This is a genomic window from Bifidobacterium actinocoloniiforme DSM 22766 (assembly GCF_001263395.1).
GTDB classification, from domain to species: Bacteria; Actinomycetota; Actinomycetes; order Actinomycetales; family Bifidobacteriaceae; genus Bombiscardovia; species Bombiscardovia actinocoloniiformis.
In genome coordinates, this window is sequence record NZ_CP011786.1 from 1,754,841 (window position 1) to 1,772,635 (window position 17,795).

Here is a 17,795-nt window from a genome sequence, read left to right on the forward strand (position 1 = left end):
CGGCGGTCCCGTAGCAAGTCCAGTGATTGCTTGTTGAAGGCAGGGGAGGGCGGCTCGTTCGGGGCCGTCCTCCCTTGTTTGTGCTCCCATGCAGCCGAGTCTCCTCGCAGTCCTGCGGAAAAGTGTAGAAAGTCCACTGCTTGTCTGCGCCCGTGAGCTCCTGGGCTTGCCCTGGTGCACAATAGTGGCATGGCATCGAAAGGCAAACCCTCACCGCGTTCGGCGGTCAGCCCGCTCTCGAACGAACAGGTGGCCAAGCTGGCCCAGGCCCATCGGCTGGTGGACCCCACCCACTACTACCCGACAGGGCCGCGTAAACCCAACGAGGCCGAGATCGACGAGCAGAACCCCAAGGCGACGGGCCGCCTTCTGGCCGGCGCCTCCCGGGTTGTTCGCGCCTCCTGCAAGGTGCGCGCCTGGGGGCTGGAGCAGGTGGCTGAGACCGGCCCCTTCATTACCGCCGCCACCCATGTCACCCAGTTCGACGTGTTCATCCCCATGATTTCGCTCTTCCACCAGGGGCGTCGCCCCCGGTACATGGCTAAGGCCGAGATGGCCAGCTGGCCACTGATAGGCCGCTGGTTCCGCTGGGTGGGCATGCAGCCGGTGCCGCGCAGGAGCGGGCAGGCCGAGCGGATCGAGCGTGAATCCATCAAGATCGTGACCTCCGGCAGGCCGCTGACCATCTGGCCTGAGGGCACAGTGACCCGTGACCCCCTCAAGTGGCCCATGTCCCTGAAACCCGGCGTTGGGGTCATAGCCCTCAAATCCTCGCGAATACTGGGTCGACAGGTGCCCCTCTTCCCTTGCGTGACCTGGGGGGCCGCCTCAATCAACCACTGGTGGCCGTGGCCCCGCAAAAACGTGGTCATGTGCTACGACAAGGCCCTGGACTACTCCGACCTACTGGAAGGCATGGAGGACTGGGGGGAGGAGCCGCCGCGTGAGGCGGTGGACGAGCTGTGCCGTCGTCTGCGCGATCGGATGGAAGCCGTCATGAGCGAGATCCGGGGCGAGGACCCGCCGGTCGAAGGCTACTTCGACTATGGGAGCATGACGCGCAAGCCCAGAGCATAAGGGCCTGGCGGCTCTGTGCCGCGTGCGCCCTCAAGGATTGGTCTGCCCCCGGGTGGTGACGGTCCCTGACGGTCTCGGTTCGGCGCAACTTGAAGGCCGTATGGGCGCAAGTCTAGGATGGGTGTGTTTGAACGCATCCAGAATCGGCAAACAGTTGGTCAGGTGGCATTGATGCCAACCCGGCCAGGCACAAGGAGCGGTATGACGAAGATTGCGGTCTTAGGAGCCGGAGCGTGGGGCACCACCTTCGGGCAGGTGCTGGCGGACGCGGGCAACCAGGTGGTCATGTGGGGCATTGAGCCTGCAGTGGTGGACGCCATCAACCATGACCATCGCAACCCCGTACGTACGCCGACCATAGAGCGTCTGCCGGATGCCATGACCGCCAGCCTGGACCGGGAGGAGGCCGTGGACGGCGCCGGAATCGTAGTCGTGGCCATCGCGGCCCAGCACGCCCGCGAGGCCCTGGAGCCCTTCCGGCCCCTAATCGGAGCGGACGCCGTCGTCGTCTCCCTGATGAAAGGCATCGAGCGGACGACCGACAAGCGCATGGACCAGGTGGTCACCGAAGCCCTGGGGCTGCCGGAAGAGCGGTTCGCCGCCGTCTCCGGGCCCAACCTGAGTCGGGAGGTGGCCGTCCGCCAACCTTCGGCCGCAGTGGTCGCCTCAGTGAGCCCCGAAACCGCGCAGCGCGTGGCTCAAGCCTGTGAAGCGCCGTATTTCAAGCCGTTCGTGTCCACCGATGTCATCGGGCTGGAGCTGTGCGGGGCCTTGAAGAACGTGACCGCGCTCGCTGTCGGCATGTCGCGCGGGGCAGGCTACGGCGAGAACACCGCCGCCATGATCCAAGCCCGTGGGCTGGCCGAGTTGACCGCACTGGGCGAGGCGGCCGGTGCCGATGCCAAGACCTTCGCCGGGCTGGCCGGCGTGGGGGACCTGATCGCCACTTGTGCCTCATCCCTGAGCCGCAACTACACCTTCGGATTCAATCTGGGCCGTGGGATGAGCATCGAGGAGGCCACCGAGGCCAGCCAGGGCGTGGCTGAGGGCGTGCCCGCCACGAACGCGGTGGTAGGCATGGGCCGGAGCCTGGGCGAGCCGACGCCGCTGGCTCAGGCCATGAGCCATGTGTTGGACCAGGGCCTGGACTGCGCGGGAATGATCGAGGAACTGTTCGGTGGTCCGATTTCGGCCGAATGAGCCTGGTGGGGATGGTCCGTCCCTGGTTCCGCTGATTGCGCCGCGCGGGCTTGAGCCGAACCGCCGCCGGGCCATGCCGGGGCCTATCCTGGCAAGTAAGGGAACGCCTGCGGGCGCAGCGGGCGCGCGATTGCGCATGCGCTGATTCGCGGGCCAAGGAATCTAAGGAATGAGAAGCGATATGGCGAGTAAGCGGCGGGTGGCGGTACTGTACGGTGGCCGGGCGGATGAGCACCCTATTTCCTGCGTTTCCGCAGCCGGGGTCCTCAATGCCATAGATCGCGACCGGTTCGAGCCGGCGCCGATTGGCATCACCCGTGATGGCGTGTGGACCGTCGGTGGTGAAGACCCGCGCCAGTGGAACCTGGGCGGCCCTGAGCTGCCCGAGGTGCTCGTACGTGAGACCAGCCGGCCGGTCCTGCTCGACATCGCCGAGGGGGCCGACGGCTTCTATGCCGGCGCCCACGAAGACCTTGAGGCCGCCTCGCGGGCTTCGCGCCCGCCGGTCCTGGGTTCGGGCGCGAATGGCCGGTCCCTGGAGCCCCTGGGGCACATCGACGCGGTCTTTCCCGTCCTGCACGGTCCCTTCGGCGAGGACGGTACGGTCCAGGGTCTTCTGGACATGATGGGCCTACCGTACATCGGTTGCGGCGTCTTCGCTTCGTCCGCCTGCATGGACAAGCACTTCACGAAGATCCTGCTGCGCGCGGCGGGCATTCCTGTCGCGCCCGGCATCACCGTGGATTCTCGCACCCTGGCAGGGGGCGAGTCCATTGAGGCGGCCGGCGACGAGCTGGTCGGCCTGGTGCGCGAGGCCAACTTGACCTACCCTGTCTTCGTCAAGCCTTCCAGGGCCGGCTCTTCCTTCGGGGTGACCAAGGTGGAGCATGAGAATGCCAAGGACCTGGCCCGGGCGCTCTTTGAGGCTTCGCGCCACGACTGGCGCGTCCTGATCGAGCAGGGGATTGAGGCCCGCGAGATCGAGTGCGCGGTCCTGAACCCGGTTGACGGCGAAGAGCCATGGACCGCCTGGCCCGGTGAGATCGTGCTTGACAAGCCCGCCGATGACGCGTTCTACGACTTCGACAGCAAGTACATGGATGCGGCCGCATCGCATGTCGAAGTGCCGGCCAAGTTGGATGAGGACGTGCTCCAGCGGGTGAGGCGGACAGCTGCGCGCGCCTTCAAGGCTGTGGATGGGCGGGGGCTGAGCCGGGTGGACTGCTTCGTGCTGCCCGACGGCCAAGTCCTGGTCAACGAGATCAACACCATGCCCGGTTTCACGCCGATTTCCATGTACCCCAAGGCGTGGGAAGCCACGGGCGTCTCCTACACAGACCTGATTACCCAACTCATCGAGGGTGTCCTGCAATAGGTCGGCTCGCCTGTCAAGGAAGGCTCTCGTCGGCAACTTTGGAAGAGCGGTGTTCTAGGCTATCCCTTTACAGGGATGGCTGCTGAGTGAAGCGTTGATGCTTGTTTTGGCATGTTTGCTTTACCGGCTCTGAGTTGGTGATGTCTGGATTCGCGTGTTGGGTTTTTACACTCTAGTTGATTCGCTCTGTTTTGGGCGTGCTGTTGGCGGGATTGGTTGCTCAGCAAGGGAACTGCTTATTGCTTCACAACGAATCCCGCCAACAGCACGTTTCGCATCGCGGGCTTGAATATACCTAACCTCAAGGTTGCGTGTGATGAAGGCGGAGTGTATGTGGGCTTTGGCGCTGTTTACGGGCCTTCGAGAGCTGGTAGCCTGCGAGAGTGACCCCTGCGAGACAAGTGAAGGCGATGAACGTTGTTCCGATGAGCCCGTGGAAGGGGATACTGCCGGCTCGGGGGAGGGTGTAGGGAATGTAGATGTAGGTGAAATCGTGGATGGGGTAGTCGGTTTGCGCTACGCCATCCAAGGTCCAGGTGACGATGACGGGGACTGGGCCTCCCGAGTCGTATCTGGGCGAGGTGACGTTCCAGGTGCTGGCACCGTCGTTGGGTGTGGGGCCGCTTTGGGCTGGAGCAGTACCGAACTTGACGGCAGTGATGTTGATGTTGTAGAACATGCCTGTGCTCACGGGGGTGAGGCTTATTTTGCCTGGCCCGCCTTGCTTATCGCCGAGTTGTCCGTATTGGTTGTCTCCCCAGGTCCAGACTCCACCGGTGGTGTCTACTCCGATGGTGTGTTTCCAACCGGAGAGGAGTTTGGCGAACGTGGTACCGGGCTTAGGGTTAACCACGATGGGCCGGGTTGGGGTGGTTTGGCTACCGGTACCAAGTTGGCCGGAGGCGTTGTCGCCCCATGCGTAGATGCTCCCGTTGCTGGCGATGCTCATGGCGCTGTCGCTGCTGGTGGTCACGCTGGTGAAGGTGATACCAGCGGGTAGGGTCGGTTCGGCTGGTAGTTGCTGATTTGTGGTGGTGCCGTTGCCGAGCTCGTAGTCGTTGTTGTACCCCCACGTGTAAATGCGCCCAGTGTCGCTGATAGCGAGTGACCAATCCGCGGTAGCGGTGGCCTGCTTGAAGGTGCTCACGCCAACGGGTAGTTGCACTTGTACGGGCACGGCGCTGCTGCCGCCCACGTTGATGACACTGGTTCCCAGTTGTCCGAATTGGTTGGACCCCCAACTATAAGCCTGCCCGTTATCTCCGATGCCGATGGAGTGCCCGGCGGCAGCACTGACTTGGGTGAACTGGTAGACGCCAGCTGGCATCTGCACCGCTACCGGACTGAGCTGGTTAATGGTGGTATTGTCGCCAAGCTGTCCGCTGTTGTTGGCTCCCCACGCATAGGTGGTACCGTTGTCGCCTATGGCGAGAGTATGGTCTACGCCTGGACTGACCTGCCTGTACGCGCCCACGCCAGCAGGCATGCTGATCGGCAGAGGTTGCAACTGGTTATTAGTGGTCCCGAGACCCAATTGACCACTCGTATTAAACCCCCACGCGTACCAGCGGTTATCGCTACCCAGTGCGAACGAGTTGTTAGGGCCTGCACTGACTTTCAGGAACTTCACCCCGTTTGGCGTGACTGCCTTCGTGGGTTGCAGCCGGCTGGTGATGCTGTTGTCCCCAAGCTGCCCGGCATCGTTTTCCCCCCACGCGTACAGGTCACCATCAGAGCCGATAGCGAGTGTGTGATACCAACCTGCTGATACTTGGGTAAACTGCACACTTGACGTTGCAGGATGCGGGGTGATGGTGACACTGGTGCCACCACTGTTAGGCCCTCGATTCGGGTCCATCGTGAACGTGAAGGCTGGTTTTTCCCAACGAGCGGTCAAGGTAATGTTGCTCGTGACTGGCTCGTTAAACGTGTAGGGCTTGTTGTCGAGGAACCAGCCCACAAACCGATGCCCATTCCAGGATGGTTGCGTTGGCCATGCTGCTTTCGAGTTTTCCTCCACGTGCTGAGGACTTGGCGTGCTACCAGGAGCGGCACCCAGGTTAAAACTGACAGTAAACGTATCCAAGTAATGGTACTTCAATGTCTCATTCGGTTGCGCAACCTCATTCAAGGTCCAACTCACTACCACATCCACATCCCCCGGAGCATGGGGCGGGGTGTTCCCTGTCCAAATACTCGACACATCAGTCACCGTACCCGGCGTAGCGATACCCCCAAACGTAACCCGAGTAATCCTAATCGGCCCACCCACACGTACCGGAGTACTGCTATTGGTGGTGCTACCGTCGCCGAGATTCGCGAGTTCACCAAGTCCCCAGCTGTAGGTGTTGCCGTCGCTACCAATAGCGAAAGAGTTCCAGTAGCCGGCTGTGACACTGACAAAGGTTACTCCTACTGGTACTTGCACCGTAACTGGTGTTGTAACATTTTCTGAGCTGTTGTTGCCGAGTTCAGTATAGTAGTTGCTTCCCCATGCGTATGTTTTGTGGTCGCTTCCTATAACGAGGGTGTGCCAGCCGTTGCTGCTGCGTTGTACGATATGCACTCCAGCTGGCATGCGAAGTGTGACCAGTGTTGGCGTGTGTTTTTCGGCTGTGGGCTCGCTTGGATAGGTTGAGGTTCCGTCCCCATACTGGCCACCTATGCGATTGGCTCCCCATGCGTAGTTGTTGCCGTCATTAGTGGTAGCGAAGGCTGTGTATCCGCCTGCGGTGATGCTAGTCCATCGAAGGCCGTTAGGAGGGTTTACCGGAAAGGCGGAAGTGCGGTTAGTGGTGTCACCGGTGCCTAGCTGACCATATTCGTTGTCTCCCCAGGTGTAGATGACGCCATTGTCGCCTAGTGCCATGCTGAAATAGGCAGCTGCGCTGATGCTAATAATGCGAACTGTGCCCGGAATGCCAGCAACCAGCGTGGGGCTGGAACGCATTACCGTATCACCAACTCCAAGCTGGCCACCGCCCGAAACGTTGTTAATCGATGTATCGTTGCAGCCCCACGCGTAGACTTTGCCGTTGTCGCCGATAGCGAGGTTGAAGTCGGCCCCGGCATTGATTTGGGTGAATCGGTTCACGCCTGCGGGTAGTGGCTGTATTTTGGTGGGAATAAGGCGGTTGTTAGTATCTCCTAAACCCGATTGGCCCCTATTATTCAGGCCCCAAGTGTAGATATAGCCATCGGTGCCTAGAGCTATCGAATGTCCGTAAAAGCCTGCGCTTATTTCGGTGAATTTGATGCCTGCTGGTGTTTGTATGCGCACGGGTGCGAGTCGTTGAGTGTTGGTGTCGTCGCCCAGCTGGCCGTACTGGTTGTCTCCCCAGGCGTAAGCGTTGCCATCATCGCCGAGAGCCAGCGTGTGATAGTAACCAGAACTAATAGTTGTGAATTTCACGCCACCTATGGTGTAGGGGTTGATGGTAGCCCTTGTGCCTCCGGCGGCAGGGCCTGATTTAGGGGACAGCCGGAAGTGGTTGGAGGTTTCGTCAGCGCGCACTGGAGTGGGATGGATCAGTGAACTAGCTGCTCCCCCCCCCCCCCAGGACAATCATGGAGATAAGCGCCAGTATGGCGCTTGCTGTGCGAAACCGTCGCATAATTGCACTCCTCAAACCGTATGTAGTGCCCGGTGGCCCCATTTAAGTTTCTTGCGCGCCTAATCGCAGGCTTGCCGTTCCCCAATCGCCTACGCGCTTGACACGAACCCCAATTTCCTGAAGCCAGTTTACCATCATTCGCGCAAAAGATAGCTCAAACCCTTGCAGTTTAGGACACAGTCCAGGTTGCTGCCTTGCGATTCGGGCTGTCTGAGCTGGCGGTGGTTGGCACTGATGCGGTCTGTGCCGGGCGTGTGGGTCCGGCGCTGGCTGGTGTGTGTGGGTCGAGCGCTGACGGTGATTGTGATCGGGTGGGGTGCGGTCCGGCCCATTTTGGGGTGGGCCGGACCGCAGGCCTTGGGATCAATCACCTGCCGCTGGTGGTTGTTGTGGTGGTGGTGGGTTGGTGGGTGTGGTGGTGTTTGCGGGTGATGTGGTGGCTGGTGAGGGTGAGGGCGGTGAGGGTGGTGAGGGTGAGGAGGGTGGCTCCCGCGAGTTGTTGGGTGGGGGCGCCGCCTGCTTTGGGCAGGGTGTAGTAGTGGGTGTAGTCGTAGGTGAGGGTGTAGTCGGGTTGGGTGGCGCCGTCGAGGGTCCAGTGGATGGTGACGGTGGCTTGTCCTTCGGGGTGGGTTGGGCTGGTGGTGTCCCAGGTGTGGGTGGTGGGGTTCCAGGTGGGTGTGGGGGCGTTGGTGGGCTCGAAGGTGGTGCCGGTGATGGTGATGGCGCGTGTGGTTGGGGTGGGGGTGTGTCGTTCGGTGGTGGTGGTGTCGCCGAGTTGGCCGTAGCCGTTGGCTCCCCAGCTGTAGGCGTGCCCGTCCGTCGCGATGGCGAGGCTGTGCCAGCCGCCGGCGCTGATGGCGGTCCAGGTGGCGGTGCCGTCGGCGGCCGGGCTGGCGGGCGCGGGCGTGTTGCGGTCGCTGCTGCCGCCGTCGCCGAGCTGGCCGTTGCTGTTCCATCCCCAGCTGTAGGCGTGGCCGTCGCCGCTGATGGCGAGGCTGTGCCAGCCGCCTGCGCTGATGGCGGTCCAGGTGTCGGTGGGGTTGCCGCTGGCGGGGGCGTGGACGGGCGCGGGCGTGTTGCGGTCGCTGCTGCCGCCGTCGCCGAGTTGGCCGTTTCTGTTCCATCCCCAGCTGTAGGCGTGCCCGTCCGTCGCGATGGCGAGGCTGTGGTTGGAGCCTGCGCTGATGGTTTTCCACGTGTTGGCGGGGTTGCCGCTGTCGGGCGCGTGGACGGGCGCGGGCGTGTTGCGGTCGCTGCTGCCGCCGTCGCCGAGCTGGCCGTTTCTGTTCCATCCCCAGCTGTAGGCGTGCCCGTCCGTCGCGATGGCGAGGCTGTGGTAGTTGCCTGCGCTGATGGTTTTCCACGTGTTGGCGGGGTTGCCGCTGTCGGGCGCGTGGACGGGCGCGGGCGTGTTGCGGTCGCTGCTGCCGCCGTCGCCGAGCTGGCCGTTGCTGTTGCGCCCCCAGCTGTAGGCGTGCCCGTCCGTCGCGATGGCGAGGCTGTGGTAGTAGCCGGCGCTGATGGTTTTCCACGTGTTGGCGGGGTTGCCGCTGGCGGGGGCGTGGACGGGCGCGGGCGTGTTGCGGTCGCTGCTGCCGCCGTCGCCGAGCTGGCCGTTGCTGTTGCGCCCCCAGCTGTAGGCGTGGCCGTCGCTGCTGATGGCGAGGCTGTGGTAGTTGCCTGCGCTGACGCTGGTGAACCGCACGCCTGGGGGCGTGTTCACGCGTACGGGCGCGCTGCTGTCGTTGGTGGTGCCGTCGCCGAGCTGGCCGTTGAAGTTGTACCCCCAGGCGTAGGTGTTGCCGTCGGTGCCGATGGCCAGGCTGTGGTAGGTGCTGGCGCTGACCTGGGTGAACCGCAGGGGCCGCGGCGGGTCGGGGGGCGTGATGTGGACGGTGGTGCCGCCGGTGTCCGGGCCCCGGGTGGGGGTCATGGTGAATTGCGGGGTCCTCCATTTGGCGGTCAGGGTCATGTTGGAAGTGACGGGCGTGTTGAAGTTCCACAGGCTGCCGTCGGGTTTGGCCCACCCGTCGAACCAGTGGCCCGCCCAGGCCGGGTCGGGCTCGGGGTAGGTGATGGGCCGCGGGTCGTCCGGGTACGAGTACTGGCTGGCGGGCGCCTGGCTGGTGGTGTGCCCGGCGGCGTCGCCCAGTTGGAAGCTGACGGTGTACGCTGTGGCGTACGTGTAGTTCAGGGTGACCGTGCCGGACTGGTAGTTGGGGCTGGCGACCCTGCCGTTCACGTCGAGGCCGTCGAGATGGTAGGCGACGGTCACGTCGACGGCGCCCGGGGTATGCTGGGGCACGTGCATGTCCCGCGCGCCGGTGGTGGCGTTGACGGTCTTACTGGCGACGCTTGCCCCGCCGAAGGTGACGTTGTCGATCACATACCGGGGCGTGAGCATCGTCGCGGGCTTGCTGTGGGGGTTGGTGGTGCCGTCGCCCAGCTTGCCGTATTCGTTGTATCCCCAGCTGTAGGCGTGGCCGTCCGAGTCGAGGGCCAGGCTGTCATAGTAGGCTGCGCTGATTTGGGTGAAGCGCGCGCCGGCTGGCGCGTGCACGAGCACCGGTTTGCTGCTGTTGCTAGTGGTTTCGTCGCCCAGCTGGCTGAGCATGTTGTTTCCCCATGCGTAGGTGTTGCCGTCCGATCCGATGGCCAGGCTGTGGTAGAAGCCTGCGCTGATTTGGGTGAAGCGCGCGCCGGCTGGCGTGTGCACGCGCACCGGTTTGTTGCTGTCGCTACCGGTTTCGTCGCCCAGCTGGCCGTAAGTGTTGTATCCCCATGCGTAGGTGTTGCCGTCCGATCCGATGGCCAGGCTGTGGTAGTAGCCTGCGCTGATTTGGGTGAAGCGCGCGCCGGCTGGCGTGTGCACGCGCACCGGTTTGTTGCTGTCGCTACCGGTTTCGTCGCCCAGCTGGCGGAACACGTTGCTTCCCCATGCGTAGGTGTTGCCGTCCGATCCGATGGCCAGGCTGTGCCAGTTGCCTGCGCTGATTTGGGTGAAGCGCACGCCGGCTGGCGCGTGCACGCGCACCGGTTTGCTGCTGTCGCTAGGGGTTTCGTCGCCCAGCTTGCCGTAGCTGTTGCTTCCCCAAGCGTAGGTGTTGCCGTCGGAGCCGATGGCGAGGCTGTGATCGTTGCCTGCGCTGATTTGGGTGAAGGTCACGCCGGTTGGCGCGTGCACGCGCACCGGTTTGCTGCTGTCGCCACCGGTTTCGTCGCCCAGCTGACCGGAGTCGTTGCTTCCCCAGGCGTAGGTGTTGCCGTCCGAGCCGATGGCCAGGCTGTACTCGTAGCCTGCGCTGATTTGGGTGAAGCGCACGCCGGCTGGCGCGTGCACTCGCGTGGGCGTGCTGTGGGTGCTGCGGTCGGTGGCGGTGTCGTCGCCTAACTGGCCAACGAGGTTGCCTCCCCATGCGTAGGTGTTGCCGTCCGAGCCGATGGCCAGGTTATGCCAGCAGCCTGCGCTGATTCGGGTGAAGCGCAGGTTGGTTGGCGGGGCTGGTGGTGTGAGTGTGGCGGTGGCGTCTTGGTTGGCGGGGCCTTTGGTGGGGGTGAGGGTGAAGCCGTTCACGGTTTGCGAGGCGGGGGCTCCTGATCGGGTCAGGTGGTTGGGTTCAGCGTGGGCGGGCCGGGCCGCCGCGTTGCCCCCCAGGAGGATCATGGCCAGGGCCGCGAATGCGGCGCTGGCGGCGCGGAAACGACTCATTGCCCCCTCCAAAACAGGCTGGCGGAAGAGCGCACAGATGCGCGCTCTTCCATGAAAAAGTGTGTTGTTGGTATTCGGGTGGTGCGCGGCAGAACAAAACTCTCCAGCCAGTTCAGGGCAGCAAAACCCATTTTCTGATTATTAAGTTTAGCACAACTGTGGCGGGTTGAGGCAAAGTGGCGGTGGCGTCTTGGTTGGCATGCCCGCTGGTGGGGTGGACGGCGCCTGCCTGCCGCTGCCCCTGAACATGATGGGCACGATGATGGGGTTCTCGGCCTCAAGCAAGTTTACGCCCCGTCAGATCCAAGGAGCGCAGCAAGCCGTCCTGCACCGTTGCTCCAGGCTCAATAGCTGCGGGAATTACGCGCTGCGGGAGTCGGTGTAGTCGTGGGTGAGGAGCGAAGCGCCTGATGCGCTCCGGGGCATGTCCGAGAACATGATTGGCTGCGTTACTTATCGCTTTGTGTGTTAAAAAGGTGACTTGAAGAGTCCTTATGAATCGAATATTTGATGTTACAGTAGAATATATGGATAAATAAGCTCAATATAGAGCATAATTATAGTGCTCCTATAATTAGTGGAATGGGTAGAGAGGTGAGACTATGGCGGATGCTTACAGGTCATTGGCGAGGGAGTACCACGCCGATAGGTCGGCGAATATCCTGTCGAATCACAAAGAGCTCGAGCGCCAGCGGTTGGAGTCCACCTCCTCCTTCCGTACGGGCATAGAAACGAGCTTTGGTGAGCTCTTCGTGGCCATGTCGCGCGATTTGGTGCTCAAGCTTGAGGACGTTCTGACGACAGACAAGCGGATCGCCTTGATGTGGAAGGACGCCTATCCCGAGTTCCGCGACTCGTACATAGAGGAGGCAATTTCCGACGAGCTGCTGAACACCAACCTGATGGAGGGGGTGCGCAGCACCCGCAAAGAGACCAAAGCCGCGGTGGAGGCCATCTACGGCGCCCGTAAGGGTTCCGCGACCCCGCGGTTCGGCGAGTTCGCCAGGCTCTACAAGGAGCTGGTGAACAGCGCCGATACCGATTCCCGCACTGACCGCACGAAGATGCCGAAGGACTTGGCTGATATTCGCCGGGTCTACGACGCCATCGCCCTTGACGGGGTGCCCGATGCGGACAAACCCGACGGAGAGCTCTTTCGCAAAGGAAGCGTCGAGATAGAGGGGCCCCGGGGTGTGGAGCATGCAGGCGTGTCCGGCGAGGTCAATATCGGCGCGATGCTGATGCAAATGCTGGGACTGGTCTTTTCGCGCGAGATTCCGCACATACCGGCAGTCATCATGTCCCACTTCCTCTTTGAGTACATCCACCCCTTCTATGACGGCAATGGGCGGACAGGCCGCTACCTGCTGTCCCTGTACCTCAACGAGGATTTGTCCTTGCCTGTCGTGCTCTCTCTGTCGCGGGTCATGGCGGAGCACAGAAGCGAGTACTACCAGGCGTTTCGCGAAGCCCAGGATAAGTTGAACTGCGGCGAGCTCACCCAGTTCGTAATCACCTTCCTCGGGTTCATCCAAGAAGCCCAGGATGATTTCATGAAGGCCTTTGGCAGGCAGCTTGAAGAGAGGACCCAGATTTCCCCCCTGTGCGAAAGTATCGGGAGGGAGAGGGGCTTGACGGGTCCGGCCACCCGCATCCTTGAGAGCGTCTTCAGGGAGGCGGTTCTGGGCACGCGCAAGGGTGTCGGCTTAGGCGATTTGTCTCAGGAGCTCGGGCGCAGCAAGCAGAGCGTCAGAATCCATGTCGGCGAGCTCCTGGAAAAGGGGCTCGCCGTGTACACCAAGCGCAGGCCTTTGATGATAACGGTTTCACACGCCGCCCTGGGCCGCTTTTACGCGCAAGGCTAGTCGGCGCTGTCTTGGACCAGGTAGGGCTGGTTGGAGAGGGCTCGGGTGGCGGCGTCCTGCATGTCGCTGGCGGCTACGCCCGGTTTGGCGAACATGACCACCTGGCCCGTCGCCCCGTACGGGGAGAAGCCCTGGAACTGGACGACGGGCGGCTTGCCGGGCAGCATCATGGCGCTGGTGGCGGTCTCGACCCGTTGGGCGATTGACTGGGCGCAACGGTCCAGGTCCTGGCCGCCGCGCACCGTGAAGGAGACCGTGGCCGCTGATTCGCTCAGGGGCGGGATCTTCTCCAGGGCGGTGGTGTTGAGCACCGAATTGGGAATCCACATCTGGTTGCCGGTGCGATCGGCCACGATCGTGTGCCGCCAGGTGATGTCTTCCACCGTGCCGGTGATGCCCTGGATGGAGATGATGTCGCCAGGCTGAATCACCTTGCTGAGCATCAGGCCGAAGCCGCCCACGATGTTCGCGATCGTGTCCTTCAAGCCCAGCGACAGGGCCAAACCGGAGACGCCAAGGGCCGTGGCCACCGTCGTCGGATTGATGCCGAAGACCGGCTGCAACACGCAGGCCGCCGCGAAAATCCAGATGACCGCCTTGACGATGTTGACGAAAATCGACGCCGATGGGATGACCGTGTGCTCCAAGGTGCGCTTCATGACCACCGAGACGCAGCGGGAGGCCAGGGCTGCGCAGATGATGACGATGGCCAGCAGGACGATGTGCCCGAAGTTGCGCTCCAGCCAGGTCTGCGCCAGGTTAGCGGTCTGTTCGGCCTTCTGCTCGGCGCCCGCCGCCAGCAACCAGTTCATGCCAATTCCCCCTGCCCTCGCCCTGGTTCTTGCCCTTGCCTGTGCTCGGCCCGCCCGGCGCTCCCGCCGCCCAGGCGCTTGCTCATCCACATGTGCGGGCAGCCTTCGTCCAAATCGCGCAAGCCGGTCGGCTCATAGCCGAGACTGCGGTAGAAACCCTCCGCCTGCTCCTGGGCGTGGAGGAGCACCCGCTCGCCCCCGTGCCCGGTGATCGCGGCTTCGGCCGCGGTCAGCAGGGCCGCGCCCACATGGTTGCCACGGTGGTCTTTGAGCACGGCGAGGCGGCCTATGGTGTACTGCCTTGAGCGTCCGCCGGCGTCGAACCGGCCCTGCGGGTCGCTGGGGAAGAACCGGCAGGTGGCGATGGCCTCCCGCCTGGCGGGGTCGCCCTGTTCGCCGCCCGCGAGTCCGTCTGCATCGGCGAAGGCCAGCATGTGGGTGCTCAGGTCGTCGAGCGCGTCGAATTCGTCGTGGAAGCCCTGCTCTCGCATGAAGACGAGCTCGCGGATGCGGCGGGCCTGGTCCGGCAGCCTTCGGTAGGTCTGCGTGCGCATGTCGGTCTTCTTTCGGGTGGGAGCGTGCCTGTTCTGCCATTCTAATCTGAACCGCACCATCAGGCATGAAAGCCTCCTGGGCGCAGGCTGGACGCTTCCGCGTCAGCGCTCGCGGCTTTGCCCGCTGCGCTGGCCAAGGTGACCGATAAGGTGATGCATGACGATTGTCGACTACTCGAAGGGGCGCTCATGGCAGCCGATACGATGAACCAAGCCAACCAGCGGGACGCGCGCGGAGAGCGCGAGCGGATGCTGGCCGGGGAGCCCTACAACGCCGCTGACCCCGGACTGTCCGCCATGCGCGCCAAGGCCCACGAGCTCTGCCGGCGCTACAACGCGCTGTCTGAGGCCGCCAGCCAGGAGCGCGAGGCCATCATGAAGGAACTGGTGGGCGGCATAGGCGCGGACAGCGAGATCCTGGGGCCGGTCTTCTTTGACTACGGCGTATTCACGACCATAGGGGAGCGGGTCTTCGCCAACTTCAACTTCAGCGTGCTGGACGTGTGCCCGGTCACGATCGGCAGCAACGTGATGTTCGGGCCGAACGTCTCCCTGATGACGCCCCTGCACCCCCTGTGCTGGGAGGACCGAAACCTGCGTGAGGCCGAGTCCGGCGAGCTCTTCGACTACGAGTACGGCGCCCCCATCACAATCGGATCCAACTGCTGGCTGGCCGCGAATGTGACTGTGACCGGCGGCGTCACGATTGGCGAAGGCTCCGTCATCGGCGCCGGCTCGGTCGTCACCCACGACATCCCGCCCCACTCCCTGGCCTATGGCACCCCCTGCCGTGTCGCCCGCCAGCTGACTGAGGCGGACCGTATGGCCCTCCCCACCCGGTTCCCCGAGCGCTCCTAGTCGCACGGCTTCGTTTCCGCCGCTCGCATTGGAAAGCGTGGGGGCGTAGTGACCTGCGAATCGCACTATGTGTAGAGTGTGTGTAATAGTATCTTCTACCCAAAATAGTTTTGGGTAGAAGATACTCTGTATGGGAGCGGGCGGCCAAATTGGTCGGTCCAGCGGCTGGTACCGGCAGGCGCCAGGGTCAGGAGGCGAACTGATGTCCTATGCCGAGGAAGCCTTCGATGAGCTCTCGCGCCTGGTCATGGAGCACCGGGCCGTCGTGCCGGAGAAGGTGGACCGGTCCATCCGTGGGGAAGCCGTCATCTTGCGGGCCTTGGAGAAGTTCGGGAGACTGACGCCTTCGCAACTGTGTAAAGTCGCCCGGCTCAGCTCGGGGCGGGTCTCCTCGCTCTTGCGCTCGCTGGAGGGCAAGGGCTGCGTCAGCCGGACTGCCGACGACGAGGACCGCCGCAACGTGCATGTCTCAATCACCGAGGTCGGCAGGGAGCGTAACCGTCAGGCCTACGGCATGATGAGACGAGACATATGCTGGGTTTTTGGGCAGATGGGACAGGCGCAAGCCAGCGAGTTCCTGAGGTTGTGCGCCCTCTTCGACAGGTATGTGGCTGAGCGCTGCGAAAGCCGCATAAGCCAAGCCGGCCGGAGGCGGCCTGTGCCCTGATGGGCGGACGTAAGCAGGGCCTTGCGCCCCAAGCCGTCGCACCTTTTTCGTGACAACAAAACCCGGGGTCCTTGACCCCACCTATGAGAAGACGTACTGCCAACAGTTGGTCGAACCGGTTCGAGTCCTGTTCGCGCGGGGCGACGAGCGGGCTGACGCGGCGCAGGCGACCAGTAAGTGGACGCTTAGATAAGCAGAAAGAAGCAGCATGATACGAATCTGTCGATACCTGTCCAAGGCGGAGCTGGGCCAGCTGGTCCTGGTGGTCGGCTTCATCGTGGCCCAGGTCTGGCTGGACCTGAAGCTGCCGGACTATATGGCCGACATCACCCGCCAAGTCGAGACTCCGGGAAGCCAGATGAGCGAGATTTGGAAGTCCGGAGGCAAGATGCTCCTGGTCTCGCTGCTCTCCCTGGTGTGCGCGGTATTGACCTCCTACTTCGCTGTGCGCGTGGCCTCCTCCTTCTCCCAGCGCTTGCGCTCGCTGGAGTTCGCCAAGGTGGAGTCCTTCTCCACAGCCGAGATGGGCCGTTTCTCCACCGCCTCGCTGATCACGCGCTCCACCAACGACGTGACCCAGGTGCAGATGTTCATCACCATGGGTCTGATGATGCTGATCAAGGCGCCGATCATGGCCGTGTGGGCGGTCTGCAAGATCGCGGGCAAGGGCTATGAGTGGACTATGGCCACCGGCATCTCCGTGGTCATCCTGCTGGTCGTCGTCGGGCTGCTGATGGTCTTCGTCATGCCTAGGTTCAAGCGGATGCAGTCCCTGACCGACAACATCAACCAGGTGGCCCGCGAGAACCTGACCGGCCTGAAAGTCGTGCGCGCCTACAACGCGGAGGACTACCAAGAGGATAAGTTCACCCGGGCCAACGACGAGCTGACCGGCACCCAGCTTTCCACCACACGCGCCATGAGCATCATGATGCCGGTGATGAACACGATCATGAACGGGCTGATGCTGGCGGTCTACTGGATCGGCGCCTACCTGATCAACGCCGCCGGAATGATGGACCGTATCACCCTGTTCGGCAACATGGTGGTCTTCTCCTCCTACGCGGTGCAGGTCATCATGTCCTTCCTGCTGATGAGCATGGTCTTCGTCCTGTGGCCTAGGGCCGACGTCTCCGCCCACCGCATCATGGAGGTCCTGGACACCAGGCCCTCGATCGCCGACGGCCAGCAGGCCTCCGGCAAGCCGGGCGAGCGCGGGCAGGTGACCTTCCGCGACGTGTCCTTCACCTATCCGGGAGCCTCGGCCCCCATCCTGGAGCACGTGGACTTCTCGGTGGGGCAGGGGCGGACCGTGGCCTTCATCGGCTCCACCGGCTCAGGCAAATCCACCCTGGTTAACCTGGTGCCCCGCTTCGCCGACGTCTCCAGCGGGCAGGTCCTGGTCGACGGAGTGGATGTGCGCGACTACCAGGTCAAGGCCCTGCGCGACAAGATCGGCTACGTGCCCCAGCAGTCCTTCATGTTCCGCGGCACCGTCGAGTCCAACGTGGCTTACGGCGACCAGGCCGACGGCGTGAGCGAGCAGGAGAAGCTGGAGCGGGTCAAGCAGGCCGTGGGTGTGGCCCAGGCCGAGGAGTTCGTCTCGGGCATGCCCGACACCTACCGGTCGGCCATCTCGCAAGGGGGCTCCAATGTCTCCGGCGGGCAGAAGCAGCGCCTCTCGATAGCCCGGGCCGTGTGGCGCAAGCCGGAGATCCTGATCTTCGACGACTCCTTCTCCGCTCTGGACTTCAAGACCGACCGCCAGGTGCGCGACGCCCTGAAGGACCAGATGAAGGGGGCCACGATGATGATCGTGGCCCAGCGCATCGGCACGATCATGGACGCCGACCAAATCCTGGTCCTGGACCAGGGCAGGGTGGTGGGCAAGGGCACCCACCAGGAGCTCCTGAAGACCTGCCCGGTCTACCAGCAGATCGCCAAGAGCCAGCTGACCGAAAAGGAGCTGGCCGCATGATCCGGTCCTTACAGGGCCTTGGCGCCCCGGCGGCCGGAGCCGCGGTAGTTGCAGAGTTCGCTATGGCGAGGAGTTTGAGGACACGA

General features: G+C 63.2%; 11 protein-coding genes. 7 read left to right on the forward strand and 4 right to left on the reverse strand.

All coding sequences use genetic code 11. The annotated features are described in order from the left end of the window. Positions 1-189 precede the first annotated feature (189 nt). From AB656_RS07195 to AB656_RS07205, 3 genes are all read left to right on the forward strand, one after another. On the forward strand, positions 190-1,077 hold the full coding sequence (locus AB656_RS07195; RefSeq protein ID WP_033504368.1) for a lysophospholipid acyltransferase family protein: 888 nt from the start codon (positions 190-192) through the stop codon (positions 1,075-1,077). Between the two features lie 201 nt (positions 1,078-1,278). Next, entirely contained in the window at positions 1,279-2,277 is a 999-nt protein-coding gene (locus AB656_RS07200; RefSeq protein WP_033504369.1) for an NAD(P)H-dependent glycerol-3-phosphate dehydrogenase, read from the forward strand. A gap of 181 nt (positions 2,278-2,458) precedes the next feature. After that, positions 2,459-3,652, forward strand: a complete 1,194-nt coding sequence (locus AB656_RS07205) for a D-alanine--D-alanine ligase family protein (RefSeq protein ID WP_033504370.1) — start codon at positions 2,459-2,461, stop codon at positions 3,650-3,652. 301 nt (positions 3,653-3,953) lie between these two features. Here the strand turns inward: AB656_RS07205 and AB656_RS07735 are convergent, their stop codons facing one another. Both AB656_RS07735 and AB656_RS07215 read right to left on the reverse strand, forming a co-directional pair. Continuing rightward, on the reverse strand, positions 3,954-7,064 hold the full coding sequence (locus AB656_RS07735) for an RCC1 domain-containing protein (protein WP_156097191.1): 3,111 nt from the start codon (positions 7,062-7,064) through the stop codon (positions 3,954-3,956). Between the two features lie 569 nt (positions 7,065-7,633). Continuing rightward, positions 7,634-10,975 carry an RCC1 domain-containing protein gene (locus AB656_RS07215; RefSeq protein WP_052201425.1) on the reverse strand — a complete coding sequence of 1,114 codons (3,342 nt, stop codon included), beginning with the start codon at positions 10,973-10,975 and terminating at the stop codon, positions 7,634-7,636. 602 nt (positions 10,976-11,577) lie between these two features. On the opposite strand from AB656_RS07215, the gene AB656_RS07225 reads away from it, so the two are divergent. After that, entirely contained in the window at positions 11,578-12,840 is a 1,263-nt protein-coding gene (locus tag AB656_RS07225; RefSeq protein ID WP_033504686.1) for a Fic family protein, read from the forward strand. On the opposite strand, the gene AB656_RS07230 is transcribed toward AB656_RS07225, so the two are convergent. Next, positions 12,837-13,652 (reverse strand): mechanosensitive ion channel family protein, encoded by an 816-nt coding sequence (locus tag AB656_RS07230; RefSeq protein WP_081924899.1) that lies wholly within the window; start codon positions 13,650-13,652, stop codon positions 12,837-12,839. The two genes, AB656_RS07225 and AB656_RS07230, sit on opposite strands and share 4 nt — an antisense overlap. Then, the gene (locus AB656_RS07235) at positions 13,649-14,206 is read right to left on the reverse strand and encodes a GNAT family N-acetyltransferase (RefSeq protein WP_051905376.1); all 558 of its coding nucleotides are present in this window, start codon (positions 14,204-14,206) and stop codon (positions 13,649-13,651) included. Before AB656_RS07235 ends, AB656_RS07230 begins: the two co-directional genes overlap by 4 nt. A 189-nt stretch (positions 14,207-14,395) precedes the next feature. On the opposite strand from AB656_RS07235, the gene AB656_RS07240 reads away from it, so the two are divergent. The 3 genes from AB656_RS07240 (at position 14,396) to AB656_RS07250 (ending at position 17,709) form a co-directional block, all read left to right on the forward strand. Then, positions 14,396-15,064 (forward strand): sugar O-acetyltransferase, encoded by a 669-nt coding sequence (locus AB656_RS07240; protein WP_033504687.1) that lies wholly within the window; start codon positions 14,396-14,398, stop codon positions 15,062-15,064. A 202-nt stretch (positions 15,065-15,266) separates the two neighbouring features. Then, positions 15,267-15,731 (forward strand): MarR family winged helix-turn-helix transcriptional regulator, encoded by a 465-nt coding sequence (locus AB656_RS07245; protein WP_052201426.1) that lies wholly within the window; start codon positions 15,267-15,269, stop codon positions 15,729-15,731. Positions 15,732-15,939: 208 nt separating this feature from the next. Further along, positions 15,940-17,709 (forward strand): ABC transporter ATP-binding protein, encoded by a 1,770-nt coding sequence (locus AB656_RS07250; RefSeq protein WP_033504688.1) that lies wholly within the window; start codon positions 15,940-15,942, stop codon positions 17,707-17,709. Positions 17,710-17,795 lie beyond the last annotated feature (86 nt).